Origin of the sequence: Lutibacter sp. A80, assembly GCF_022429645.1 — a bacterium.
Classification (GTDB): domain Bacteria; phylum Bacteroidota; class Bacteroidia; order Flavobacteriales; family Flavobacteriaceae; genus Lutibacter.
The window spans coordinates 1,089,738-1,113,112 of record NZ_CP092480.1 but is presented as its reverse complement, the minus strand read 5'-3'; the positions used below and the strand labels follow the sequence as shown (position 1 = coordinate 1,113,112).

Annotated in this window: 24 protein-coding genes; 12 read left to right on the top strand and 12 right to left on the bottom strand. The window is 27.4% G+C overall.

The annotated features are described in order from the left end of the window. Positions 1–7 precede the first annotated feature (7 nt). On the bottom strand, positions 8–2,413 hold the full coding sequence (locus tag MHL31_RS05005; protein WP_240227981.1) for a DUF5916 domain-containing protein: 2,406 nt from the start codon (positions 2,411–2,413) through the stop codon (positions 8–10). 225 nt (positions 2,414–2,638) lie between these two features. Between MHL31_RS05005 and sucC the strand changes: the two genes are divergently transcribed. After that, a complete protein-coding gene (sucC, locus tag MHL31_RS05000; protein WP_240227980.1) occupies positions 2,639–3,832 on the top strand; it encodes an ADP-forming succinate--CoA ligase subunit beta in 1,194 nt (397 codons plus the stop codon). Positions 3,833–3,983: 151 nt separating this feature from the next. Here the strand turns inward: sucC and MHL31_RS04995 are convergent, their stop codons facing one another. The 3 genes from MHL31_RS04995 to MHL31_RS04985 form a co-directional block, all read right to left on the bottom strand. Further along, positions 3,984–5,027, bottom strand: coding sequence for an endonuclease/exonuclease/phosphatase family protein (locus tag MHL31_RS04995; protein WP_240227979.1), 1,044 nt, complete (start codon positions 5,025–5,027; stop codon positions 3,984–3,986). Positions 5,028–5,155: 128 nt separating this feature from the next. Next, positions 5,156–5,524, bottom strand: coding sequence for a PUR family DNA/RNA-binding protein (locus MHL31_RS04990; protein ID WP_240227978.1), 369 nt, complete (start codon positions 5,522–5,524; stop codon positions 5,156–5,158). A 78-nt stretch (positions 5,525–5,602) separates the two neighbouring features. Then, on the bottom strand, positions 5,603–7,357 hold the full coding sequence (locus MHL31_RS04985; RefSeq protein WP_240227977.1) for an ABC transporter ATP-binding protein: 1,755 nt from the start codon (positions 7,355–7,357) through the stop codon (positions 5,603–5,605). Positions 7,358–7,529: 172 nt separating this feature from the next. Here MHL31_RS04985 and nusB point away from each other — a divergent pair, with 172 nt between their 5' ends. The 8 genes from nusB (at position 7,530) to MHL31_RS04945 (ending at position 14,197) form a co-directional block, all read left to right on the top strand. Continuing rightward, a complete protein-coding gene (nusB, locus tag MHL31_RS04980) occupies positions 7,530–8,468 on the top strand; it encodes a transcription antitermination factor NusB (RefSeq protein WP_240227976.1) in 939 nt (312 codons plus the stop codon). Positions 8,469–8,499: 31 nt separating this feature from the next. After that, positions 8,500–8,952: a DUF1573 domain-containing protein gene (locus tag MHL31_RS04975; protein WP_240227975.1), complete on the top strand. Its 453-nt coding sequence runs from the start codon at positions 8,500–8,502 to the stop codon at positions 8,950–8,952. A gap of 19 nt (positions 8,953–8,971) precedes the next feature. Further along, positions 8,972–9,292 (top strand): preprotein translocase subunit YajC, encoded by a 321-nt coding sequence (yajC, locus tag MHL31_RS04970; protein ID WP_240227974.1) that lies wholly within the window; start codon positions 8,972–8,974, stop codon positions 9,290–9,292. A gap of 184 nt (positions 9,293–9,476) precedes the next feature. Then, on the top strand, positions 9,477–10,445 hold the full coding sequence (locus MHL31_RS04965; protein WP_240227973.1) for a CdaR family protein: 969 nt from the start codon (positions 9,477–9,479) through the stop codon (positions 10,443–10,445). Positions 10,446–10,453: 8 nt separating this feature from the next. Continuing rightward, positions 10,454–11,038, top strand: a complete 585-nt coding sequence (gene coaE, locus MHL31_RS04960; protein WP_240227972.1) for a dephospho-CoA kinase — start codon at positions 10,454–10,456, stop codon at positions 11,036–11,038. A gap of 133 nt (positions 11,039–11,171) precedes the next feature. Beyond that, positions 11,172–12,707 carry a sensor histidine kinase KdpD gene (locus tag MHL31_RS04955; RefSeq protein WP_240227971.1) on the top strand — a complete coding sequence of 512 codons (1,536 nt, stop codon included), beginning with the start codon at positions 11,172–11,174 and terminating at the stop codon, positions 12,705–12,707. Positions 12,708–12,718: 11 nt separating this feature from the next. Then, positions 12,719–13,417: a response regulator transcription factor gene (locus MHL31_RS04950; RefSeq protein ID WP_240227970.1), complete on the top strand. Its 699-nt coding sequence runs from the start codon at positions 12,719–12,721 to the stop codon at positions 13,415–13,417. A gap of 156 nt (positions 13,418–13,573) precedes the next feature. Next, positions 13,574–14,197, top strand: coding sequence for an L-threonylcarbamoyladenylate synthase (locus tag MHL31_RS04945; protein ID WP_240227969.1), 624 nt, complete (start codon positions 13,574–13,576; stop codon positions 14,195–14,197). A 4-nt stretch (positions 14,198–14,201) separates the two neighbouring features. On the opposite strand, the gene MHL31_RS04940 is transcribed toward MHL31_RS04945, so the two are convergent. Then, positions 14,202–15,203 (bottom strand): glycosyltransferase family 2 protein, encoded by a 1,002-nt coding sequence (locus MHL31_RS04940; protein ID WP_240227968.1) that lies wholly within the window; start codon positions 15,201–15,203, stop codon positions 14,202–14,204. A 58-nt stretch (positions 15,204–15,261) separates the two neighbouring features. Then, a complete protein-coding gene (locus tag MHL31_RS04935; RefSeq protein WP_240227967.1) occupies positions 15,262–15,714 on the bottom strand; it encodes a type I restriction enzyme HsdR N-terminal domain-containing protein in 453 nt (150 codons plus the stop codon). A gap of 30 nt (positions 15,715–15,744) precedes the next feature. Between MHL31_RS04935 and holA the strand changes: the two genes are divergently transcribed. Next, positions 15,745–16,749, top strand: a complete 1,005-nt coding sequence (gene holA, locus MHL31_RS04930) for a DNA polymerase III subunit delta (RefSeq protein ID WP_240227966.1) — start codon at positions 15,745–15,747, stop codon at positions 16,747–16,749. Positions 16,750–16,925: 176 nt separating this feature from the next. After that, positions 16,926–17,615, top strand: coding sequence for an SGNH/GDSL hydrolase family protein (locus MHL31_RS04925; protein WP_240227965.1), 690 nt, complete (start codon positions 16,926–16,928; stop codon positions 17,613–17,615). 42 nt (positions 17,616–17,657) lie between these two features. Here the strand turns inward: MHL31_RS04925 and MHL31_RS04920 are convergent, their stop codons facing one another. From MHL31_RS04920 to rlmH, 6 genes are read right to left on the bottom strand one after another with little or no spacing between them, the layout of a single operon-like run. Further along, on the bottom strand, positions 17,658–18,479 hold the full coding sequence (locus MHL31_RS04920; RefSeq protein WP_240227964.1) for an alpha/beta hydrolase: 822 nt from the start codon (positions 18,477–18,479) through the stop codon (positions 17,658–17,660). Between the two features lie 26 nt (positions 18,480–18,505). Further along, positions 18,506–19,519, bottom strand: coding sequence for a M28 family metallopeptidase (locus MHL31_RS04915; protein ID WP_240227963.1), 1,014 nt, complete (start codon positions 19,517–19,519; stop codon positions 18,506–18,508). Between the two features lie 32 nt (positions 19,520–19,551). Continuing rightward, entirely contained in the window at positions 19,552–20,346 is a 795-nt protein-coding gene (locus MHL31_RS04910) for an ABC transporter ATP-binding protein (RefSeq protein ID WP_240227962.1), read from the bottom strand. Beyond that, positions 20,346–21,377, bottom strand: coding sequence for an iron ABC transporter permease (locus MHL31_RS04905; protein ID WP_240228855.1), 1,032 nt, complete (start codon positions 21,375–21,377; stop codon positions 20,346–20,348). Before MHL31_RS04905 ends, MHL31_RS04910 begins: the two co-directional genes overlap by 1 nt. After that, a complete protein-coding gene (locus tag MHL31_RS04900) occupies positions 21,377–21,961 on the bottom strand; it encodes a non-canonical purine NTP diphosphatase (RefSeq protein WP_240227961.1) in 585 nt (194 codons plus the stop codon). Before MHL31_RS04900 ends, MHL31_RS04905 begins: the two co-directional genes overlap by 1 nt. After that, on the bottom strand, positions 21,954–22,427 hold the full coding sequence (gene rlmH / locus MHL31_RS04895; protein ID WP_240227960.1) for a 23S rRNA (pseudouridine(1915)-N(3))-methyltransferase RlmH: 474 nt from the start codon (positions 22,425–22,427) through the stop codon (positions 21,954–21,956). The genes MHL31_RS04900 and rlmH overlap by 8 nt, the downstream gene beginning before the upstream one ends. A gap of 77 nt (positions 22,428–22,504) precedes the next feature. Between rlmH and nadC the strand changes: the two genes are divergently transcribed. Then, positions 22,505–23,365, top strand: a complete 861-nt coding sequence (gene nadC, locus MHL31_RS04890) for a carboxylating nicotinate-nucleotide diphosphorylase (protein ID WP_240227959.1) — start codon at positions 22,505–22,507, stop codon at positions 23,363–23,365. Positions 23,366–23,375 lie beyond the last annotated feature (10 nt).

Sequence of the window (23,375 nt, the reverse complement as noted above, 5' to 3'; positions counted from 1 at the left end):
TTTAGAATTACAACCAAGTTTTAACATTGTTGTAGTCTAAATAGTAAATAAGTTTTAAAGAAAGGTTGTGTTGTTTAGGTTGGTTAAATAAATTAGTAAGGTTTTTATTAAAATTTAAATTTGAATTATCATCTTCATTAAAAATGGCATTTCTATATAATGCAACAAGTTGGCTTCCGGGTGCAAATTGCCACGAATAGCTTAAATCTAAATTCCAAGTATTAAAATTTATATTGTGATTTTTAGAATAAGAATTAGGTGAAAGTGTGCCGTTTTCATTCAGGCTAAAGTATTGAGAGTCGTATTCAATAGGTGACCAATAATGTCTAAAAGTTAGTGATAATCCAGACTTTATATCAAAATTATACCTACCAGAAATAGAGTTTGTAATATTTTTACTGTCTCTATTTCCAAATATAATAGTGCCATCTTCAAGCTTATTTACCCAGCCTTTACTGTTATTTCCAAAACCAATGTTAAAGCCATAAATAACATTAAATTTATCACTAAAACGGTACCTTGGTTCTAGTTCAAATTCAATATAATCTCTGGACTCTCCAATTCTAGTGCTGTAAAAAAGACTGGATTCAATTGCAAATTTTTTACTAAAATCTGAAGAAATCCATCCATTATAATTTATTTCCGGGTCATCTTTATAAAATCTACCTTCAACTCTGGGTTCATAATAATTATAATTAGCACCAATTACGCTGTTGATATTTGCGCCAAACGATAATTGTTTTAATGTTGTTGCACTAAAGCTTATTCCTACTTCATTATCCATATAATCGCCATGTGTTTTTCTGTAGTTTAAATTAGCCCAACTGCTTAAACTGTAGTCTGTAAAAAATTTTGTAGGTTCAAAAATTCTATAAGAAATACTACTATATATTTTTTGATAATTATTGGTGTTTTGAAAACCTAAATCGTTAATATTAAAATTTTCGTCAACTATTCTATAGCCTAATTCATATTGAATTTTACCAGCAAATTTACCAACACTAGTATCAAAATAATAACCATTTGTAGTGTTACCATTTTCTTTAATATTACTAGTTTTAAAACTTCCGTCTATAAAATGTGTATTTTTTTTATTAACTAAGGTGTAAAGCAAGCCGGTGGCATTTGCATCTCTAGCGCTACCATTTCTTAAAACATTGGTATTGATTAATGATACGGATGAATTTTTATTGAATTGTTGATCTAAAATTAAAACATTGTAATTTGCTAAGGGTTCGGTAACAACTTTTCTAATTTCATCAGTTGTTAAATTTTTAATTTTAGCTTCAGTTTTTTCTGTAACAGCATTAAAAACACCTATTCCAAGTCCGCCTTTTGTTCTACCAGAAACTTTTATTGCATTTAGCATATTCACTTTATCAGGATTGTAAATAATTGTTTCGTTTTCAGATAAATTTTTATCAGTAAAGTAATCAACTGGTGTATTTCCAATTCTTCTTGAATAAAATAAATCGCCTTTAGAAAAAAGTTCGGTTCCTTCAGTAAAAAATGGTCTTTGTTCTTGATATTGTTCTTCAAACGGACCTAAATTTAAAACTAAATCATCAAAAGCAGTTTGTCCAAAATCTGGGATTAAAGTAGCGTCTAATGTAAAACTTTCGTTAATACCGTACTTTAGATCTAAACCAATATTACTTTCAAAATTATCTTCTCCATCATATGAATTATAAGCTGTAGATGCATAAGGTGAAAAGTTTAATCTTGTTGAGGGTTTAATATTTTTAATACCACTTAAAGTACCTGAATATTGTTGTATTACTCCTTTGGTTCTATCTATAAAATTCCAAGAATATTGATGTCTGTTCGATCTAAAATGTCTATGAAAATTTAAACCCCAGGTTTGTATTTCTGAATTTGAAAAACGCAGTGCAGCGTATGGAATTTTAACCTCTATAATCCATCCATCTTTTACAATTTTCACCTCACTATCCCAAACAGCACTCCAACTAAAATCTTCATCGTTTGGAGTGGATTTGGCATCGGCTTGATTACCGGTTGCTTGTATGAAAAACTCGGTGTCGTTCTGAAAATCGTTATTTGGGTTAATTATAATGGCAAACCAATCGGCTGAGCCAAAGCTATCTCTGTTAGCATACTCTTTAGGTATTTCATTAGGATTTTCATCGTATAAATAAGCGGCAAAATAAATAGCTTCATCATCATATACAACACGAACTTCGGTTCTGTTATTTTTATTTTCAGGTGAACCTGATGTAGGACGAAACATTACAAAATCTTTTGCAATATTTGTATTTAGCCAAGCCTTGTCGTTTAAAATACCATCAATTTTAGGAGGAGTATTTACGCGTTTTGTTATTAGATTTTTTTTAGTTTCTTGAGCTGAAATTAGTGTAATACTTAAAAATGCTATTACAATTAATATTTTGTTCATAAAATTACACATTTAATAAATTTCAAAATTCTAATAAAAATATTTAATAAAATTTTAAAATATCTTATAAATTACTAATGTTTATAGTTTAAATAATTAATGTTTTCTATGTAATAAAGACTGTTTGATAATTAATTTGTTACAATCTTTTTTTATGGAAACTAAAAATTAAGTTTTGATTTATTACATTTGTTAATATAACAAAAAAAATAAACACTATTTCTAATGAATTTACACGAATATCAAGGAAAAGAATTACTAAATAGTTTTGGGGTTAGAATTCAAAGAGGAATTGTTGCCGATAATCATAAAAATGCAGTAGAAGCTGCAAAACAATTAGCAACTGATACCGGTACTGGATGGTGGGTAGTAAAAGCTCAAATTCATGCAGGTGGACGTGGTAAAGGTGGTGGAGTAAAACTAGCTAAAAGTTTAGAAGACGTAGAACGTATTTCTGAAGAGATAATAGGAATGATGCTGAAAACTCCTCAAACTTCTGCTGAAGGGAAAAAAGTACATCAAGTTTTAATTGCTGAAGATGTGTATTATCCTGGTGATAATGAGCCAGAAGAATATTATATGTCTGTGCTTTTAAACAGAGCAACAGGTAGAAATATGATAATGTATTCTACTGAAGGAGGAATGGATATTGAGACCGTTGCCGAAAAAACACCACATTTAATTTTTACGGAAGATATAGATCCTTTATTAGGTTTATTGCCTTTTCAGGCACGTAAAATAGCATTTAATCTAGGTTTATCAGGTGGTGCTTTAAAAGAAATGATGAAATTTGTTACTTCATTATACACTGCTTTTGTAAAATCAGATTCTTCATTATTTGAAATTAATCCTGTATTAAAAACATCAGATGATAAAATTTTAGCAGTAGATTCTAAAGTTACTTTAGATGATAATGCATTATTCCGTCATAAAGATTTAGCAGCGTTAAGAGATTTACGCGAAGAAAACGAAATTGAAGTTGAAGCAAATGCTGCTGGTTTAAATTATGTTGATTTAGACGGAAATGTAGGTTGTATGGTAAATGGTGCTGGTTTAGCAATGAGTACTATGGATTTAATTAAACAATCTGGTGGTGAGCCTGCTAACTTTTTAGATGTTGGTGGAACTGCAGATGCAAAACGTGTTGAAACAGCTTTTAGAATTATTTTAAAAGATCCAAATGTAAAAGCAATTTTAGTAAATATTTTTGGAGGTATTGTTCGCTGTGATAGAGTAGCACAAGGAGTTATTGATGCTTATAAAAATATGGGAGATGCAATTAAAGTTCCAATTATTGTTAGGTTACAAGGAACCAATGCTATTGAAGCTAAACAATTAATTGACGATAGTGGTTTAGATGTAATTTCGGCTACCGAGTTTCAAGAAGCTGCAGATAAAGTACAACAAGTATTAGCTTAAGAATAAAATTAAGTATTAGCATAAAAAAACCGACATAATTGTCGGTTTTTTTGTGTTTATGTAACTTTTACTAAGTGAAGCAACATTATAAGTTTTAGTTGAAAGTAAGAAGTTAAAGATTATTTCTATTCTTTTAAAATGTGTTAGAAAATTAATTTAAAAACAATGTAAACTCTGAAATAACGCCTTTATGATCTGTAGGCCAAATAGCTAAAGGTTCTAAAAAAACGTCTTTAGTTTTTTCTAAAACACGTTTGTTTTTTGAAATATCACCTTTTGGACCAAAAACTTTAGAAGTATTTAATTGAATTCTAGCATCTGGATAGTAGTAAATAAAATCAATTCTATCTCTGTCATCAGCATCTGGACTCCAGGCTAATTTTTCAATATTAATAGCTTCGTTATTTGCTGGATATGTAAAGCCAGGATGTGTAACAGGGTTTGGGTACACTTTTCTATACGTATCTACAAATCCATTTTTTTCAATTTCTATAGATACATTCCAAGGCATTACAACTCCGTTATGGTCGTATAAATCTTTAGTTGCTGTGGTCCAATCTAAATGAGAAGGTTCGTTGTTATCTCCGCCATAAATTACTATTCTACCTTTTTTAATTTCATTTTTAGCGTCTTTTATAAAGTTATTAATGGCATCATCTCTTTGAGATTGTAAGTTTACTTTTTCAATTTCTTTAATATTAGTAATTGGTTCCTCTAGTTTTTTCCAAGTAGAGCCATGGTAGCCGCGTGGTAAGTATAAGGCACAATTTAAATAGTCTAAATGTCCGCTATAAAATGCTATTTCTGTTCCATTAACATTTATTATTGCTTTTGTAATTGAACCGTGGTCGTTTTTTAATGGAAATATTTGAGTTTGTTCTAAAATTGGGTATTTAGAAAGTATACCAGAATCTTCGCTTTTTTCTGAATAAAAGGTATATCCTTTTTCTTTTAAGGAAGCAACAATGCGTTCATTTAAATTGGTGTTGTTGTAGTTTCTAACTTCACTTAAGGCAATTAAATCGGCATTAGAGTTTATAATTTCATCAATAACTGCATTGTAACCATTTTTTATTACGGTTCCTTCTTGCCAAATATTAAATTGTAGTATTGTAAGTGTTTGTGATTTTTTTGAACTGCAACCAACTAGTGTTAAACAATAAATTAAAGTGAAAATTAGTTTAATTGTTTTCATTAGAAAATTAATTAGTTAGCATAAAAAAATGCCTAAAAAGTGAAATTTTTACTTTTTGAATAAAATTCAATAAGTTTATGATTTCAAAACTCTTTAGACAGTTTTTTTAATTTTTAAAATTTATAATTTTAAATATCTTCAAAGTTTAAGTCAGTAAAGCTTTCTGTATTTGAAGTTTTTTCGTTTAATTCTGACGGTCTTTTAAAATCTTTTTGGTGGCGTTCAGAAATTACTTCTTCACCTTTTTCATTTAAAATGTAATCAGTAGCGGCTTTTAACATTTCGTTAAACTCAGCAAAATCTTCTTTGTATAAATAAATTTTGTGTTTTTTGTAATGGAAAGATCCATCGTCATGTGTAAATTTTTTACTCTCTGTAACAGTTAGGTAATAATCTTCAGCTTTTGTAGCTCTTACGTCAAAAAAGTAAGTTCTTCTTCCTGCTCTAAGAACCTGAGAGAATATTTCTTCTTGTTCTAAATGTTCTTTGTCACTCATAATTAACTTTCTATTTTATTAATCTTTTTTTAGATTTCTACACAAATCTAAAAAATAAATTTACTTAAAACGTAATTTTTATAATTCTTTTTCTAAAAGTTGTTGTTCGTATAAATCTTTATAATAACCGTTTTTACTAATAAGTTGATTGTGTGTTCCTTGCTGTGTAATTGAGCCGTTTTCAACCACTATAATTTTGTCGGCATTTTTAAGTGATGAAATTCTATGACTAGCTATTAAAGTGGTTTTATTTTTACTGACTTTGTGTAGGTTATTAAGTATGGTTTCTTCGGTTTCGGTATCTACAGCAGATAGGCAATCGTCTAAAATTAAAATTTTTGGATCTTTAATTAAAGCTCTAGCAATTGAAACACGTTGTTTTTGTCCACCAGATAAAGTAACACCTCTTTCGCCAACGTAAGTATTATAACCTTCATTAAAATCTACTATATTGTGGTGTATGTAAGCATCTTTTGCAGTTTGTTCAATTTTAGCATCTGAAGCGGTATTATTTCCAAATTTTATGTTATTTTTTATAGTGTCTGAAAACAAGAAAGCTTCTTGAGGTACAAAACCAATATTTTGTCTTAAATCATTTAAATTTAAGGTTTTAATATTTTTATCATCAATTAAAATTTCACCGGAATCGGTATCGTATAATCTTGCAATTAAATCTAAAATAGTGGATTTCCCTGAGCCAGTATTTCCTAAAATAGCTAAAGTTTCACCTTGTTTTACAGTAAAACTTAAATTTTTTAAAGCGGTAATATTAGTGTCATCATAAGTAAAAGTAACATTCTTAAATTCTATTACTCCATTAATTTTTGATGATGTTTCAGCTAAATTTTTAATTTCAGGTTCGTGTTTTAAAAATTCATTAATACGTTTTTGAGAAGCTTCTGCTTGTTGTACAATAGAGGTTACCCAGCCAACCACAGCAACAGGCCAAGTTAACATATTAACATACATTATAAATTCAGCAATTACACCAATTGTAATTTCTCCTGCAAGATACCTTAAACCACCAATGTAAATTACTAATATGTTACTTAATCCTATTAAGAAAATCATTAAAGGAAAAAATAATGCTTGCGCTTTAAAAAGGTTGATGTTTTTTTCTTTAGTTGTAATAGCAAGGTTTCCAAATTCATTAATTGAATTTTGTTCAATACCATAGGATTTTAAAATACTTATTCCAGAAAATGTTTCTTGAGCATTTGCTGTTAATTTAGATAAGTATTGTTGTACAATTGTACTTCTTTTATTAATAATTCTACTTAAAAGATAGATAGAAACTGATAAAACGGGTAGAGGTAGTATTGTGTAAATAGTTAAAGTAGCATCTATATTATACATTTTAATAATTGCAACAATAAATAGCACTAGCATATTCATAGTATACATTATTGCTGGGCCAAAATACATTCTAACTTTGCTTACATCTTCACTAATTCTGTTCATTAAATCTCCAGTTTTATTTTTTTTATAAAAATTTAGAGACAAACGTTGGTATTGTTGGTAAATTTCATTTTTTAAGTCGAACTCTATTAGTCTAGAAGTTACTATTATGGTTTGACGCATTATAAAAGTAAAAAATCCAGAAAGTAATGCCGCTCCAATAATTAGTAATATATTGTGAAATAAATCGGTTTTAACAATTGTAATATCTGTAATTGTACCATTTTTGTAACCTTGAGCAGCATCTAAAGATTTACTTATTAATTGAGGGATTTGAAGTGCTAAATATTTAGAACAAAAGGTAATAAATAAACCAATTAATAAACGATATTTATATTTTAAGAAGTATTTATTTAAATATTTTAAGGCTTTCATAAAAGGAGAAACAACTAATCAATTTGAAGGCACGAATATACATGAATATAAATTTACAGCCGATTTTTTATGATAGATTTAACTTTGAATAAAAAATCAAAAACAAATTAAATTTCTAAAAAATAATAGTATTTTTGCGCTTCAGAAACAATAAATGTTTAAAGTTCTTTAAATGATAAATAGAAGACATATTAGAGTAAAAGTGATGCAATCGGTTTATGCGATGCTTCAATCTAAAAGTGATGTCCTTGATAAGGAAGAAAAATTTCTATACAATAGTATAGATAAAATGTTAGATCTATACGTACTAATATTGCGGTTATTTGTAGAAGTTAAAAATTTAGAGAAGAATAATATTAAAATTTCTCAAAAAAAGTTTTTAGCAACTTCAGAAGAGTTAAATCCAAATACAAAATTTATTAACAATCAGGTTTTTAAGTTGTTAGAAGAAAGTGTTTCTTTAAATAACTACTTAGAAGATAATAATTTAAATTACTGGATTTTAGATAGCGAATATATCAATAATATTTGGAAAGTAACTAAAGAAAGTGCTCTTTATAAAGAGTATATAGCTTCTGAAAAGGACTCATTTCAAGCAGATAAAGAATTTGTAGCTGCATTATTTAAAGAAATTATTGCTCCAGATGAAAAATTAGCAGATTATTTTGAAGATAAAAATATTAGCTGGGTAGATGATATTCCTTTTGTAAATACGTGGGTATTAAAATCTATTAATCAGTTAAAAGAAAACAAGCCTTTTAAATTAGGAGCTTTATATAAAGATGAAGACGACAAAAAATTTGTTGTTGAATTGTTTAGAAAGGTGGTTTTAAATCATACAGAGTTTCAAAAAGAGGTTGAAGATAAAACACCAAATTGGGACGCAGAAAGAATTGCTGAAATTGATATGATTTTGATTAAAATGGCAATTTGTGAATTTTTAAAATTCCCTTCAATTCCATCAAGAGTTACTATTAACGAGTATATCGAAATTTCTAAAGATTACTCTACAACCAAAAGTAGTTATTTTATTAATGGTGTATTGGATAAAATTTTAAAAGATTTTACAGCTACAAAAAGATTAAACAAATTAGGAAGAGGTTTATTATAAATTTATATTTTTACAAAAAGTTAAACAAATTATGAAAAATTTTAAAGTACTATTTATTTTTATTTTAAGTGTAGCATTTATTTCTTGTAAAGAAAATGCAACTTCAAAAATTAATTCTTCAAATTTAGAAAAAGCGAAGGAAAGAGATGCAACTTTAAGTTTAGGAGCTCCAATTGTAGAATTTGATAAAACAGAATACGATTTTGGTGAATTAACAGAAGGAGAAATTGCTGAAGGAGTTTTTAAAATAACAAATAAAGGAAAAGTTGACCTAATAATTACAAGTGCAAAAGCAACTTGTGGTTGTACAGTACCTGAATGGCCAAAAGAACCTATTGCGCCAGGAGCATCTGCAGATTTAAAATTTACATTTAATTCTAGAGGAAGAGTAGGTAAACAAAGTAAATCGATTACTTTACAAACAAATTCTGAAAAAGTAACAGAATTAATTAGAATTAAAGGAACAGTAGTTAAAAAAAGTTAAAATAAAACAATATTAAAATATGTATTCAACAATTTTATTGCAAGCAGATGTAAGTTCATTAACAGGAATGTTACCATTTTTATTAATGTTTGTGGTTATCTATTTATTTATGATTAGACCACAAATGAAAAAAGCTAAAAATGAGAAAAAATTCCAATCAGAATTAGCAAAAGGAAATAAAGTAATTACCACAAGTGGTATTCACGGAAAAATAATGGACATTGTAGATAGTGATAATACTGTTATTCTTGAAACAAGCGCTGGAAAAATTAAGTTTGAGCGTTCAGCAATTTCAATGGAATTAAGTAAAAAATATTCTGCTCCAGTAACAAAAAAATAAATTACAGTAAATAATTTAAAGAAGCTGTTTTAAAAGTTTAAAAATTAGTCGTTCTGATTTTTTGTCAGAATAAAACATATTGAAAATCCAATCAGTATGAAAACCTAACATAAATTTAGGTAGGCTAAACTTTCACTTTTTAAACAGCTTCTTTTTTTGTACATTTAATATTTATTAAAAGATAATGAAAGTAGTTGTGAAAAAATCTGATTTAACGCTTCAAAACAATCGTAAAACAAAAATTTTTATCTTTTTTTTAGTGCTTACTTCCATTATTTGGTTATTGATAGAATTGTCTAAAACCTACACTAGTTCTGTTATTTTTAAAATAGAATATAAAAATTTATCAAGCGATAAATTAGTGCAAGTTAAACCTATTTCAAAAGTTGAGGTTGCAATAAAAGATACTGGTTTTAGTTTATTAAAACGTAAAATAAAACCACAAAAAATTACTTTTAATTTAAATAACTTATTAAATAAAGGATCTAAATATTTTATTTTACCAAATATGCAGCTTTCAAATTTAAATGCGCAATTAACTGGTGAATCTGAAATAATGCAAGTTTTAAAAGATACTATTTTTATTGAAATAGGAAAAAATAGTACTAAAAAAGTACCTGTAATTCCTAAAACAGCAATTCAATTTAAATTAGGCTATAATTTTATAGAAAAATTACAAGTAAATCCAGACTCAATAACAATATCTGGTCCAAAAAAATACATAGATTCTATTAAAGAAATTAAAACAACTGGCTTAGAGTTAGAAGATGTATATGAAAGTATAGAAACGGAATTAGACTTAATAATTCCAAAAAACACTAAAAATGTAGTGCTTTCATCTAATAAAATTAAATTAACAGGAGCAGTAGATAAATTTACAGAAGGTAGTTTTAAAACACCAGTTGTAATTATTAATCAACCTGAAAGTGTAAATATAAATCCTTTTCCTAAACAAATTGAAGTTGTTTTTCAAGCTGGACTTTCAAATTTTACTAAAATTAATGAAAATAGTTTTTTAATTGTATTTGATTATAAGCAATATGAGAACGATACTACAACGCAGTTTTTAACTCCTATAATTAAACAAAAAAGTGAGTATATTTCATCATTAAAAATAAATCCACCTCATATAGAGTTTTTATTACAAAAATAAGTAAGCAAATGAAAATAATAGGTTTAACAGGTGGTATTGGTAGTGGAAAAACGACCGTTTTAAAATTGTTTCAACAATTGGGATGTGCTACTTATGTGGCTGATATTGAGGCTAAAAAATTAATGAATACCAATATTAAGCTAATAAACCAAATTAAACAGTTATTAGGGGCTAATGCTTATGTAGATGGTACATTAAACAATACATATATTGCTGAAATTGTTTTTAATGATAAAGACAAATTACAAGCTTTAAATAATATTGTACACCCAGCAGTAAGAGAGGATTTTAAACAATTTGTTGAAAATTCCAATGTTGAAATTATAATTTATGAAGCTGCAATTTTGTTTGAAAGTGGAAGTGATGCGCTATGTGATTTTGTTATAACTGTTATAACAGAACTAGACGAAAGAGTTGAAAGAATAATAAAAAGAGATGGTGTTACAAAACAGCAAGTATTAGAAAGAATGCAGCATCAATTAAATGATGAGAGCAAAGTAAAAAAAGCTAATTTTGTAATTAATAATTCTTATAATTTTAATACAAAAACACAGGTTGCAACTATATATAATATTTTAACTAAGCTTAGTTAAAATAAGGATTTTCTTAATAAAGTGTTAAAAAATTATTATTATAGTTAACTTAAGTTAAATTAGAACGTTATTTGTGTTAAATGTTTAATTTTGAATAATGAGAAAAAGGGTATTTGTACTTATCATAATATTAATGAGTATTGCCTTAATAGGTATTATATCAGTTCAAGTATTTTGGATAAAAAATACTGTAGAAATTACAGAACAACAATTTACTTCTAATGTGCGTTTTGCCTTAGCAAAAGTATCAGAAGATATTAAAGAACACGAGTTTAACGAGTTCTATATAGATATTACAGAACGTTTTAAAGACGAAGGACGAAAATTAAAGTACTCTGATGTAAGAAATTATATTTACGAAAAATTAGATACTGTAAATAACGAGCGGTTTACATTTTCACAAAGTATTATTGAAGAAAATTATAAAGTTCCCTCAGAGTTTTTTGAAAATGATTCTATAGATTTTAAAGAAATATTTAGTAGAGAAGAAATAGTGATTGTTAAAGATCAAAATTTCGATAATCAAAATAATGGTGTTAATCCACCAGAAGAGCGCTATGTTAAAATTGGTAGATTTGATGGAGCCGAAAAGTCGCAATTAGAACGCGTATTTGATGTTTCTAGAAGTAAATTACCTGTTCATAAAAGAGTAAGTAACAGAGAAATTACATATCGTTTAGATAGAGAGCTAAAAAGTAAAGGAATAGATACTGATTTTAAATACGGAATTTACAGTAACGGATTGGCAACACAAGTAAAATCTGGGTATTTTAGAAAAGAGGCAGGTAAAAGTTATATGGTACCTATGTTTGCCGATGCTGATGGAAATAGTAACTTTCAATTATTTGTAACCTTTCCTGAAAAAAAAGATTTTATAATATCATCTATATTTAAAATATTGGTATTGTCTGCTTTTTTTATACTTATTATAATTTTAGCATTTGTTACTGCTTTGTATCAGTTGGTAAAACAAAAACAAATTTCTGAAATTAAAACAGACTTTATCAATAATATGACACACGAGTTTAAAACACCTATTGCAACTATTAATTTAGCTTTAGATGCAATTAGAAATCCGAAGATAATTTCCGATGAAGGTAAAGTAAAACGGTATGTTAAAATGATACGTGATGAGAATAAAAGAATGCATGCGCAAGTAGAAAATGTACTAAGAATATCTAAATTAGAAAAAAATCAATTAGATGTTAGTAAGGAAGCAGTTGACATGCACGACATAATAGAGGAAGCAATTACACATGTGGAATTAATGATTCGAGATAAAGGAGGATATGTAAAAACAGATTTAAACGCACATTCAACAGAAATTTTAGGAAATCAATTTCATTTAACCAGTATAATTGTTAATATGTTTGATAATGCTATAAAGTATTCTGAAGAAGCTCCAAAAATTGATATTTCAACAGAAAATACGGCAAAAAATTTAATAATTAAAATTAAAGATCAAGGTATAGGAATGAACAAAAATGTTCAAAAACATATCTTTAAAAAGTTTTATAGAGAAGAAAGAGGAAATATACATAATGTAAAAGGACATGGCTTAGGGCTTTCATATGTGAAAAAAATTGTCGAAATTCATCAAGGTGATATTTTTGTAGAAAGTGAAAAAGGAGTAGGAAGCATTTTTACAGTTAAATTACCTCTGATATAAATTTAAAAAAAATGGAAAATAACAAGATTTTATTAGTAGAAGACGATCCTAATTTTGGAACAGTTTTAAAAGATTATTTATTGTTAAACGATTATAATGTTACCCTTGCTAAAGATGGTTTAGAAGGTTTAATAATGTTTAAAAATGATGATTACGATTTGTGTATTCTAGATGTTATGATGCCTAGAAAAGATGGATTCTCTCTTGCAAAAGATATTAGAGCAACAAATTCTGAAGTGCCAATTATATTTTTAACTGCTAAAACAATGAAAGAAGATGTTTTAAAAGGATATCAGGCAGGTGCAGATGATTATTTAAATAAACCATTCGATTCGGAAGTGTTATTGTACAAAATAAAAGCAATAATGCAACGTAAAGAAACCGAAGAAAATATAGAAGAAGAAGTTTTTGAATTTAAAATTGGTGGATTTGATTTTAATTCAAAATTACGTCATTTATCTTTTAAAGGAGGAGAAGTTCAAAAACTTTCGCCTAAAGAAAGTAAATTGTTAAAAATGTTAGCTGTTCATAAAAACGATTTAATGCCAAGAGAATTAGCATTAACTAAAATTTGGAGAGATGATAATTACTTTACTTCAAGAAGTATGGATGTTTACATTGCAAAATTACGTAAATACTTAAAAGGTGATGAAAATGTTGAAATTCTAAATATTCACGGAGAAGGCTTTAGATTAATTGATAAATCATAATAATCTAGGTGTTTTCTATTCACAAAATTTTGTAACTTGCTAAATAGGTCGCTTAATTGAAATAGAACTTATTATTTTAATAATAATGTGCTATGCTTTTAAGTAACCTCTTTTATATTTTTGTACATTAAATATATAATTTAATCAATAGTTGATATGGCAGAACTAATTAAAATTTATAGTGAAAACCCAAACGAACGTGAACTTGATAAAGTTGTAAATGTTTTAAAAAATGGTGGATTAATTATTTATCCTACAGATACTGTTTATGGTTTAGGTTGTGATATTACTAATTTAAAAGCTATGGAAAAAGTAGCTAAAATTAAAGATGTAAAATTAAATAAGGCAAATTTTTCTTTTATATGTTATGATTTAAGCAACTTATCAGATTATATAAAGCAAATAGATACGCAAACTTATAAAATTTTAAAAAAGTATTTGCCTGGTCCATATACATTTGTATTGCCAAGTAATAATAGTTTGCCTAAAGCTTTTAAAAATAGAAAAACTGTTGGTATCCGTATACCAGATAACAATATAATTAGAGAATTAGTTAAAAAATTAGGGAACCCTATAGTTTCAACCTCTATTTACGATGAAGATGATTTGTTAGAATATACAACAGATCCAGAATTAATTTATGAAAAATGGGACGATAAAGTAGCTGTAGTTATTGATGGTGGTTATGGAGATAATCAAGCATCTACAGTAATAGATTTATCAAATAATGAAATTGAAATTATTAGAGAAGGTAAAGGAAGTATTGAAGATTTTATATAAATAATTAATCAATAGTACTGTATTTTTTTTTACCTAAAATAAAATGTTGCCATACAATACTTTTTGTTCTAAAATAGTCAGTTCTTTTTTCAAGTGTTCCTCTTTTTCTAAACATTTTAGAAAACTGTATATAAAAACTAAAATGAGCTTTAATAATAGCTATTGTATGCATTGGGCGTAATTCAATTAAAAATTTTACACCAGCAATACCATCAAGTATTAAGCGCATAAATAAAATTCCAAATAACTGTTTTTTTGGTACATTTTTTACCAATGTGAATAAGCTATTTCTAAAATTTAAAAACGATTTTCTTGGGCTTTCTTCTTTTAAAGTTGCTCCACCTACATGGTATACAGTAGAAGCACCAACATATTTAATATTATAATTTAAATTTTTAGCTCTCCAGCATAAATCAATTTCTTCTTGATGTGCAAAATAATCTTCATCAAAACCATTTAATTCTTTAAACACATTAGATTTAATAAAAAAGCAAGCTCCAGAAGCCCAAAATATTTCACAGGTATCATTAAATTGGGAATTATCTTTTTCTAATTCCGAAAAAATACGTCCTCTACAAAAAGGGTATCCAAACTTATCTATAAAACCACCAGCCGCTCCAGCATATTCAAACAATGCTTTATTTTTATAATCTAAAATTTTTGGTTGTAAAATAGAGGTTTCAGGTGCAGTATTGAATGTTGAAATTATAGGATTTAACCAGCCTTCTGTTACTTCAATATCCGAATTTATTAATCCATAAATATCGGCTTCAATATATTTTAAAGCATCATTATAACCTTTGGCGTAACCACCATTTTTTTTATTTTCAACTATTTTTACTGTTGGAAATGTTTTTTTTACATAACTTATAGAAGTATCTGTAGAAGCATTATCTGCAACATAAATTTCAACATGTTTTTGATTGCTGAAATTTAATAATGTTGGTAAAAATTTTTCCAACAATTGTTGGCCGTTCCAGTTTAATATTACAATAGCTATTTTCACAAGTGCAAACTTAAGTTAAAGTTTTAAAGTTGAGAAGTTATACAGTTATAAAGTTTTGTTAGGATTGTTTTTTATATGAAGGAATTGTTCTTAAAAAATCGTAACACTCATCTTTAAAATTCATTTTACAATAAAAATGTTCTAAACCGTTGGTTGTAATTAAATAATTAGCGTTTAATTTTAAATTATAACGCGCAATTTGATCAAAAGTATCTTGAGTTATTTTTACAGAAGGTGCTTTGCATTCAACAATAATATCCGGTTCTCCGTTTGCATTAAAAATTAAAATATCTGTACGCTTTGTTAAGTTATTAATGCTTAGTTTTTTTTCTACTGCAATTAAAGAGATAGGATAATTTTTTTCTTCAATTAAAAACCAAACAAAATGTTGGCGTACCCATTCCTCTGGTGTTAAAACCACATATTTTTTTCTAATGATATCAAAAATAAAAAACTTATTTTCACTACTTTTGATTCTGAATTTATATGTAGGTAAATTCAATTGTTGCATACCGCAAAAATGCTAATTTTTTTTATATAAATGAGTGACGTTACAAAAATAGTTTCCGATATTAAAAAAGGAGAGATAAAACCTATTTATTTTTTAATGGGTGAAGAGCCATATTATATCGATAAAATTTCTGAATATATTGAAAAAAATGTGCTTTCTGAAGATGAAAAAGGATTTAATCAGGTGGTGTTATATGGTAGAGATGTTACTATTGAAGATATAATAGACAATGCCAAACGTTTTCCAATGATGGCAGAAAGGCAAGTGGTTATTGTAAAAGAAGCTCAAGAACTATCTAGAACAATTGAAAATTTAATTGCTTATGTAAAGCAACCACAACCCACTACTGTTTTGGTGCTTTGTTATAAGTATAAAAAAATAGATAAACGTAAATCACTTTATAAAGAAATTAAGAAAAAAGGTGTTGTTTACGAAAGTAAAAAATTATACGAGAATCATGTAGCAGAATGGATTAGTAAGGTTTTAGCAGGTAAAAATTATAAAATTGAAACCAAAGCAATATTAATGCTTGTAGAATTTTTGGGAACTGATTTAAGTAAAATTAGTAATGAGTTGGATAAATTAATGGTGATTTTACCAAAAGGAAGCACCATAACTCCAGACGCAATTGAACAAAACATAGGGATAAGTAAGGATTATAATAATTTTGAGTTGAGAAAAGCTATTGGAGAGCGTAATGTGTTAAAATCTAATAGAATAATTAATCATTTTGCTCAAAATCAGAAAGCAAACCCAATGGTTATGACGATTTCTTTGTTAAATGGCTTTTTTACACAATTGCTTGTTTTTCATAGTTTAAAAGATAAATCTAAAAATAGTGTAGCAAGGGCTTTAGGAGTAAATCCTTTTTTTGTTTCAGATTATACCACAGCAGCAAGAAACTATCCAATGCGTAAAGTATCTCAAGTAATTGGCTTATTACGCGATGCTGATGTTAAAAGCAAAGGTGTTGGCGCAAATGCATTACCTGCTGGAGATATTTTAAAAGAATTAATTTTTAAAATTATTCATTAATATATTATGTAATTGGGAAGTTACAAATATTTTTATTGAAGTGTGTAATTGCTGTTTAACTATTATTATGTTGAATTTATTTAAATATCTAATTTTCAATATGCTATAAGTCTATTACTAATGTTTGTTTGTAACGAGTGTTAACGATTTGAATATTGATTAAATAAATTTTTAGAATGAAAATCATACAATTAACTTTATGCATCTTATTTATGTGTTCTAGTATAGAAGCTTCGTATGCTCAAGATTGGGCCAATTTAGAACGTTTTCAAAAAGAAAACGCTGAATTATTAATTTCTAAAAAGGATGCAAATAGGATTGTATTTATGGGGAATTCAATTACTGAAGGTTGGTTAAGAATTCGACCTGAATTTTTCTCTAATAATCCATATATAAACAGAGGAATTAGTGGACAAACTACGCCTCAAATGTTGTTGCGATTTAGACAAGATGTTATTGATTTAAAACCTGCTGCAGTAGTTATATTAGCCGGTATAAATGATATTGCTGGTAATACAGGTCCTTCTACTATTGAAATGATTGTTGGTAATATTATATCAATGACTGAGTTGGCAAAAGCTAATAATATAAAAGTTATTTTGTGTTCTGTACTACCTGCTTATGATTTTCCCTGGAGAAAAGGGCTAGAGCCAGCTGAAAAAGTGGTAAAGCTTAATGCCTTATTAAAAGCGTATGCTAAGCAGCAAAATTTAGAATTTGTTGATTATTTTAAGCCTATGGCTAATGAAATAAACGGATTAAAAGAATCGCTTGGAGACGATGGTGTTCATCCAAATTTAAATGGCTATTTAATTATGGAACCACTTGTTAAAAAAGCGATTGTAAAAACTTTAAACCTAAAATAAAATTAGCTTATTTGTCAACAACAATTCTTTTTTCTCTATTGGCTATTCGTTACTTTTAGTGTTTAATATCCAAATCAAAGCTTTTTCTTTTGTGGCTCTAAATATTGTATTGTGCTTTTCATTTGGTTCATCAGAGTATTTCCAAATTAATTGTTTAGGTGCATTTGTTTGTAAAGTTTCAGCTACATTATTTGTGTGTTGTGAAATATCTTCAGCAGCAGAACCAGCAAACCAAAGCTTAGTTGTTTTATTTGGAAAATTCTTTAAATAGTTTTTTGTATTTTTTTGTAAATAATGATTGTTCCACCATAATGATGGATCCATTGCAATATAAAAATCAAACAATTCAGGATTAAGAAAAAACGTTTCCATAACAAATAGTCCGGCTAAAGATTCACCGATAATACCTTTTTTATTGGTTACTCTATATTTCTTATTAATTTCATTTATTAATTCCTGAGAAATAAAATTTCTAAAATCTTTTGCTCCATCTGTTAATGGACAATACTCAGCGTCTTTTTCTACTTCAGAAAAACCTGTTAAATCTCTTCTTCGTTCAGTGTTTTCAATTCCAACAAGAATAATCGGTTGAATACTTTTATTTTCAATAAGTTTTGCAATAGTATTTGCAATGTGTGGAAAATCCTCTTTTATGCCTCCATCTGGCATATAAATAACAGGTAAACTATCATTAAATTGTTTATAATTTGGCGGTGTCCAAACATTAATAACTCTTTGTTCATTTACAAATTTTGAATCGATTGTAAAGCTATCGTGTGCTGGAATTGGATCGTTATATTGCGGTTTTCTAGCACAATTAGAAACAATAATTGAAAAAATTATGAGGAAAATAGTTTTATTCATCTGTTTTTTTAAGTGTAATATAAGAATTATTTGTCAACTTTAATTCTTTCTGCTCTATTGGCAAGTTCCCAAGTTGTATAGAAAATTAACTGAGCTCTTTTTTGTAAAAGTTCGTAGTCAATTTTATCAGGTGTATCAGAAGGTTCGTGATAATCTTGGTGTGTACCATTAAAATAGAAGATTATAGGAATGTTATTTTTAGCAAAATTATAATGATCAGATCTGTAATAAAATTGATTAGGATCATCATCGTCATTATAAGTATAGTCTAAATTAATATTGGTGAATTTAGTATTAATTTTTTCAGAAATGTTGTGTAATTCTGTGCTTAATTTATCTGAGCCAATTAAATATATATAATTTGGATTTTTTTCATGTGCGTCATCAATACGTCCAATCATATCAATATTTAAATTTGCAATTGTATTTTCAAGTGGGAAAACAGGATTTTTTACATAATATTTAGAACCTAATAATCCTTTTTCTTCACCGGTAACATGTAAAAATAGAATAGAACGTTTTGGTCCATTTCCAGCTTCTTTTGCTTTTTGAAATGCTTCAGCAATTTTTAATATAGTTACTGTTCCAGAGCCATTATCATCTGCACCGTTAAAAATCTCACCATTTTCAACACCTAAATGATCTAAATGTGCAGATATTACAATAATTTCTTCAGGTTTTTCAGAACCTTTTATAAAAGCTAAAACATTTTCAGAAGGTTTTAAATTTGGTTTTAAATATTCGGTTGGTATTATTTGAAAATAATTATCACCTTTAAAAGGAGTGGCTATTTTGGTTTTTATATAAAAATTTTTAATATAATTAGCCGCTTTTTTGTGTCCAGCTTCACCAGTATTTCTACCTTCAAATTCATCAGAAGCAATTGTATATAAGTGAGTTTTTAAATCTGAAGTTGTAATGGTTTTTGCATATTTTGTAGCTGTTACATCTGTAATTACAGTTGTTTTAGAAATAGAAGTAGTACTTCCACAATTAACAATTAAAAGTGATGAAACAATTAAAAAAAGTATTTTTTTCATGTGTTGTTATTTAAGTCTTTCAACTGTTGTAGTTATTCAGTTGATATAGAAAATTGTTTTAAATCTTTATTGAAACTAATTAAGCGAGAGTCAAAAAGTAGGTCTAGTTCGTTGTTGTTTATAAGTATATCTGTTTTACCACTAACAAATTTAGAAGAAGACATTAACCATAATTCATCAGCTAATTGTAAGGCTAAATTTGCTTCGTGTGTTGAAACTATTATTGTTTTATTAAATTCTGAAGCCAAATTTTTTAGCAAAGAAAATGTATTTACAGTATGGTGTAAATCTAAATGCGCAGTTGGTTCATCTAAAACAATTATTGGAGTATCTTGAGTTAATGCTCTAGCTATTAATATTTTTTGTAATTGGCCATCACTTAATTCGTAACATTTAGAATTCATTAAATGACTGGTGTTTGTTTTTTCAAAAGCCGTATTAATAATTTCTAAATCATTGTTAGTTAAGTAACCAATCCAATTTGTAAAAGGTTGTCTTCCTAATGCAACCAATTCAAAAACAGTTAAGCTACTATCGGGTAAACGTTCGGTAAGAACTAAGCTCATTATTTTAGACAATTCTATATTTGTTAAACTGTCTAAGTTTTTATTATCAATTATAATAGAGCCATCTAAAGTAGGTTGAACTTTTGTGAGTGTTCTTAGTAATGTAGATTTTCCAATTCCATTTTTACCTAATAAACATACCAAATTACCAGCTTTTAAATCAATATTTAAATCTGTTGCAATTACAGAAACTTGTTTTTTTGAAGTATATCCAATACTTAAGTTTTCTGTTTTAATTATATGTTTTTCGGTTTGTTTCATTAATAATAAACTTTTCTTTTTCTAACCAATAACCAAATAATTATTGGGGCTCCAAATAACGATGTAATTGCATTTATAGGTAATGTATATTCACTTGTTGGTAATTGTGCAATACTATCACAAATTAGCATAATTATAGATCCAGTTATGGCTACCGCAGGAATTAACGTTTTATGGTTTGAAGTGGTGTAAAGTAGTTTAGTTAAATGAGGAACAGCAATGCCAATAAAGGCAATTGGTCCAGAAAATGCAGTAATAACACCAGTAAGTAAACTGGTTGCAATTAACACTAAATTGCGTGTTCTTTTTACATTTACTCCTAAGCTTTTAGCATAATTTTCACCTAAAAGTAGTGTGTTTAAAGGTTTAATTATAAAAATTACAAAAGAAATTCCAATTACAAAAGTAATACATAAAACAATTATTTCTTTCCAGCTTAAATTTCCAAGGCTTCCAAAGCTCCAAAACATATATTGTTGTAATTGACTAGCACTACCAAAATAAGCTAAAATACTAATTACAGCAGATGTAAGGCTACCAAACATTAATCCAATTATTAATATAGACATTGTGTTTTTTACTTTTTGAGCAGCTACCATTACTGCAGAAAGTACTAAAAAAGCCCCTAAACTAGCAGCAATTGCTAAGCCAAAATTTGTAAATGCATAATTGGTAATATTTGCGCCTAAGAATGATGCTCCTAAAATTAATATTGCAACCCCTAAACTAGCTCCAGAACTTATTCCTAAAACAAACGGACCCGCTAAAGGGTTTCTAAATAAGGTTTGCATTAGTAAACCACTAATAGATAATCCAGAGCCTACTATAATTGCTGTAATTGCTTTTGGTAAACGGTAACTTAAAATAATAGAACGCCAAGATTCTTTTTCAACTTCGCCATTAATTAATGTTAAAAATAGCTGTTTTAAAGGAATATAAACAGAACCTAAACTTAGGTTTATTAAAAAAATAATTGCTAATGTAATAATTAGAATTATAAATGTTTTTCTGTATGATTTTGTAGGGTTAATCAAAAATTGTTATTTAAAAAATCTACTAATTGTTGTATGGCTTTTCCTCTGTGGCTAATTGCTCCTTTTTCTTTTATAGTCATTTCTGCAAAAGATTTTTTATAGCCATCGGGCATAAAAATTGGATCGTAGCCAAAACCGTCAGTTCCTTGTTGTTGTTTTAAAATTTGTCCTTTGCAAATTCCTTCAAATATAAATTGTTTTTTATTAATATTTAAAGCAATTGCAGTTTTAAATTGCGCTTTTCTATTAGTATTATCTCCTAGATTATTCAATAATTTACGCATATTGTTTTCTGAATTATTTTCTGCACCCGCATAACGTGCAGAATATACACCTGGCTCATTATTTAAAGCCTTAACTTCTAGTCCAGTATCATCAGCAAAACAATTTAAACCATATTTTTCAGTAATATAATTGGCTTTTAATATAGCATTTCCAGTTAAAGTGTCTGCTGTTTCTGGAATATCATCAAAACAATTAATATCAGCCAAACTTATAATTTCAAAATTAGTAAGCATTGCTTGAACTTCTTTTAATTTATTTTTGTTATTAGTAGCAAAAACAAGTTTTAATTTATTCATGGTGGTAAGGTTCGTTTTTTAAAATAGTGAATGCTCGGTAAATTTGTTCTACAATAAATAACCGAATCATTTGGTGAGAAAATGTCATTTTAGATAAAGAAATTTTTCCTTGAGATTTTTTATAGACAGCTTCAGAAAATCCGTAAGGGCCACCAATTACTAAAACTAATTGTTTAATACCAGAATTCATTTTTTTTTGAAGAAACTTAGAAAATTCTATAGAACGAAATTCTTTTCCTTTTTCATCTAACAAAATTAAAGTATCTGTTGCAGTTAATTTCTTTAAAATTAATTCACCTTCTTTATTTTTTTGTTGTGTTTCTGTTAAGTTTTTTACTTTTTTTAAATCGGGTATTATGTCAATTTCAAAATTAATATAGTGTTTTAACCTATTTTGGTAGGTTTCAATTAATGTTTGTAAATTTTTATCATCGGTTTTACCAATGGCTAATAACTTAATTTTCATTTGGCAAATATAAAAATAATTAAAGCGTTAATTTTTGAAAATAAAAAAGTTATTTTTGTTTGAAAATTTTAGTAAAAATGATAAGTAAAGAACAATTTGAAAAAGAGCTAGATATAATAATTTCTAACGCTATTAGAGAAGATATTGGAGATGGTGACCACAGCTCGTTGGCTTGCATTCCAAAAAATGCAACTGGTAAAGCTAAATTATTAGTTAAAGAAGATGGAATTATTGCTGGAGTTGAAATGGCAAAACGTATTTTTAAGTATGTTGATGCAGAATTAAAAGTTGAAACTTTAATAAATGATGGCGCAAATGTAAAATATGGCGACATTGTATTTTATGTTGAAGGAAGTTCTCAATCAATTTTAAAATCGGAACGTTTGGTGTTAAATGTAATGCAACGTATGAGTGCAATTGCTAAAAAAACAAACGAATTTGTAAAATTATTAGAAGGTACAAAAACAAAAGTTTTAGATACTAGAAAAACAACTCCTGGAATTAGAGCTATTGAAAAATGGGCTGTAAAAATTGGAGGAGGAGAGAACCATAGATTTGCATTGTATGATATGATTATGCTAAAAGATAATCATATAGATTTTTGTGGAGGTGTTACCAAAGCCATAAAAAAAACACAACAATATTTATTAGATAATAATTTAGATTTAAAAATTATTGTTGAATCTAGAAGTTTAGATGAAATTAAAGAAATATTAGCAGTTGGTGGTGTTTACCGCATTTTAATTGATAATTTTAATTACGAAGACACTAAAAAAGCAGTTGAGTTAATTGGAGATCAATGTCAAACAGAATCTTCTGGAGGTATTAATTTAGAAACAGCTAGAAAATATGCTGAATGTGGTGTAGATTGTATTTCTTCTGGAGCATTAACACATTCTGTTCATAATATGGATTTAAGTTTAAAAGCTGTAGAGTAAGTTTTTAAAA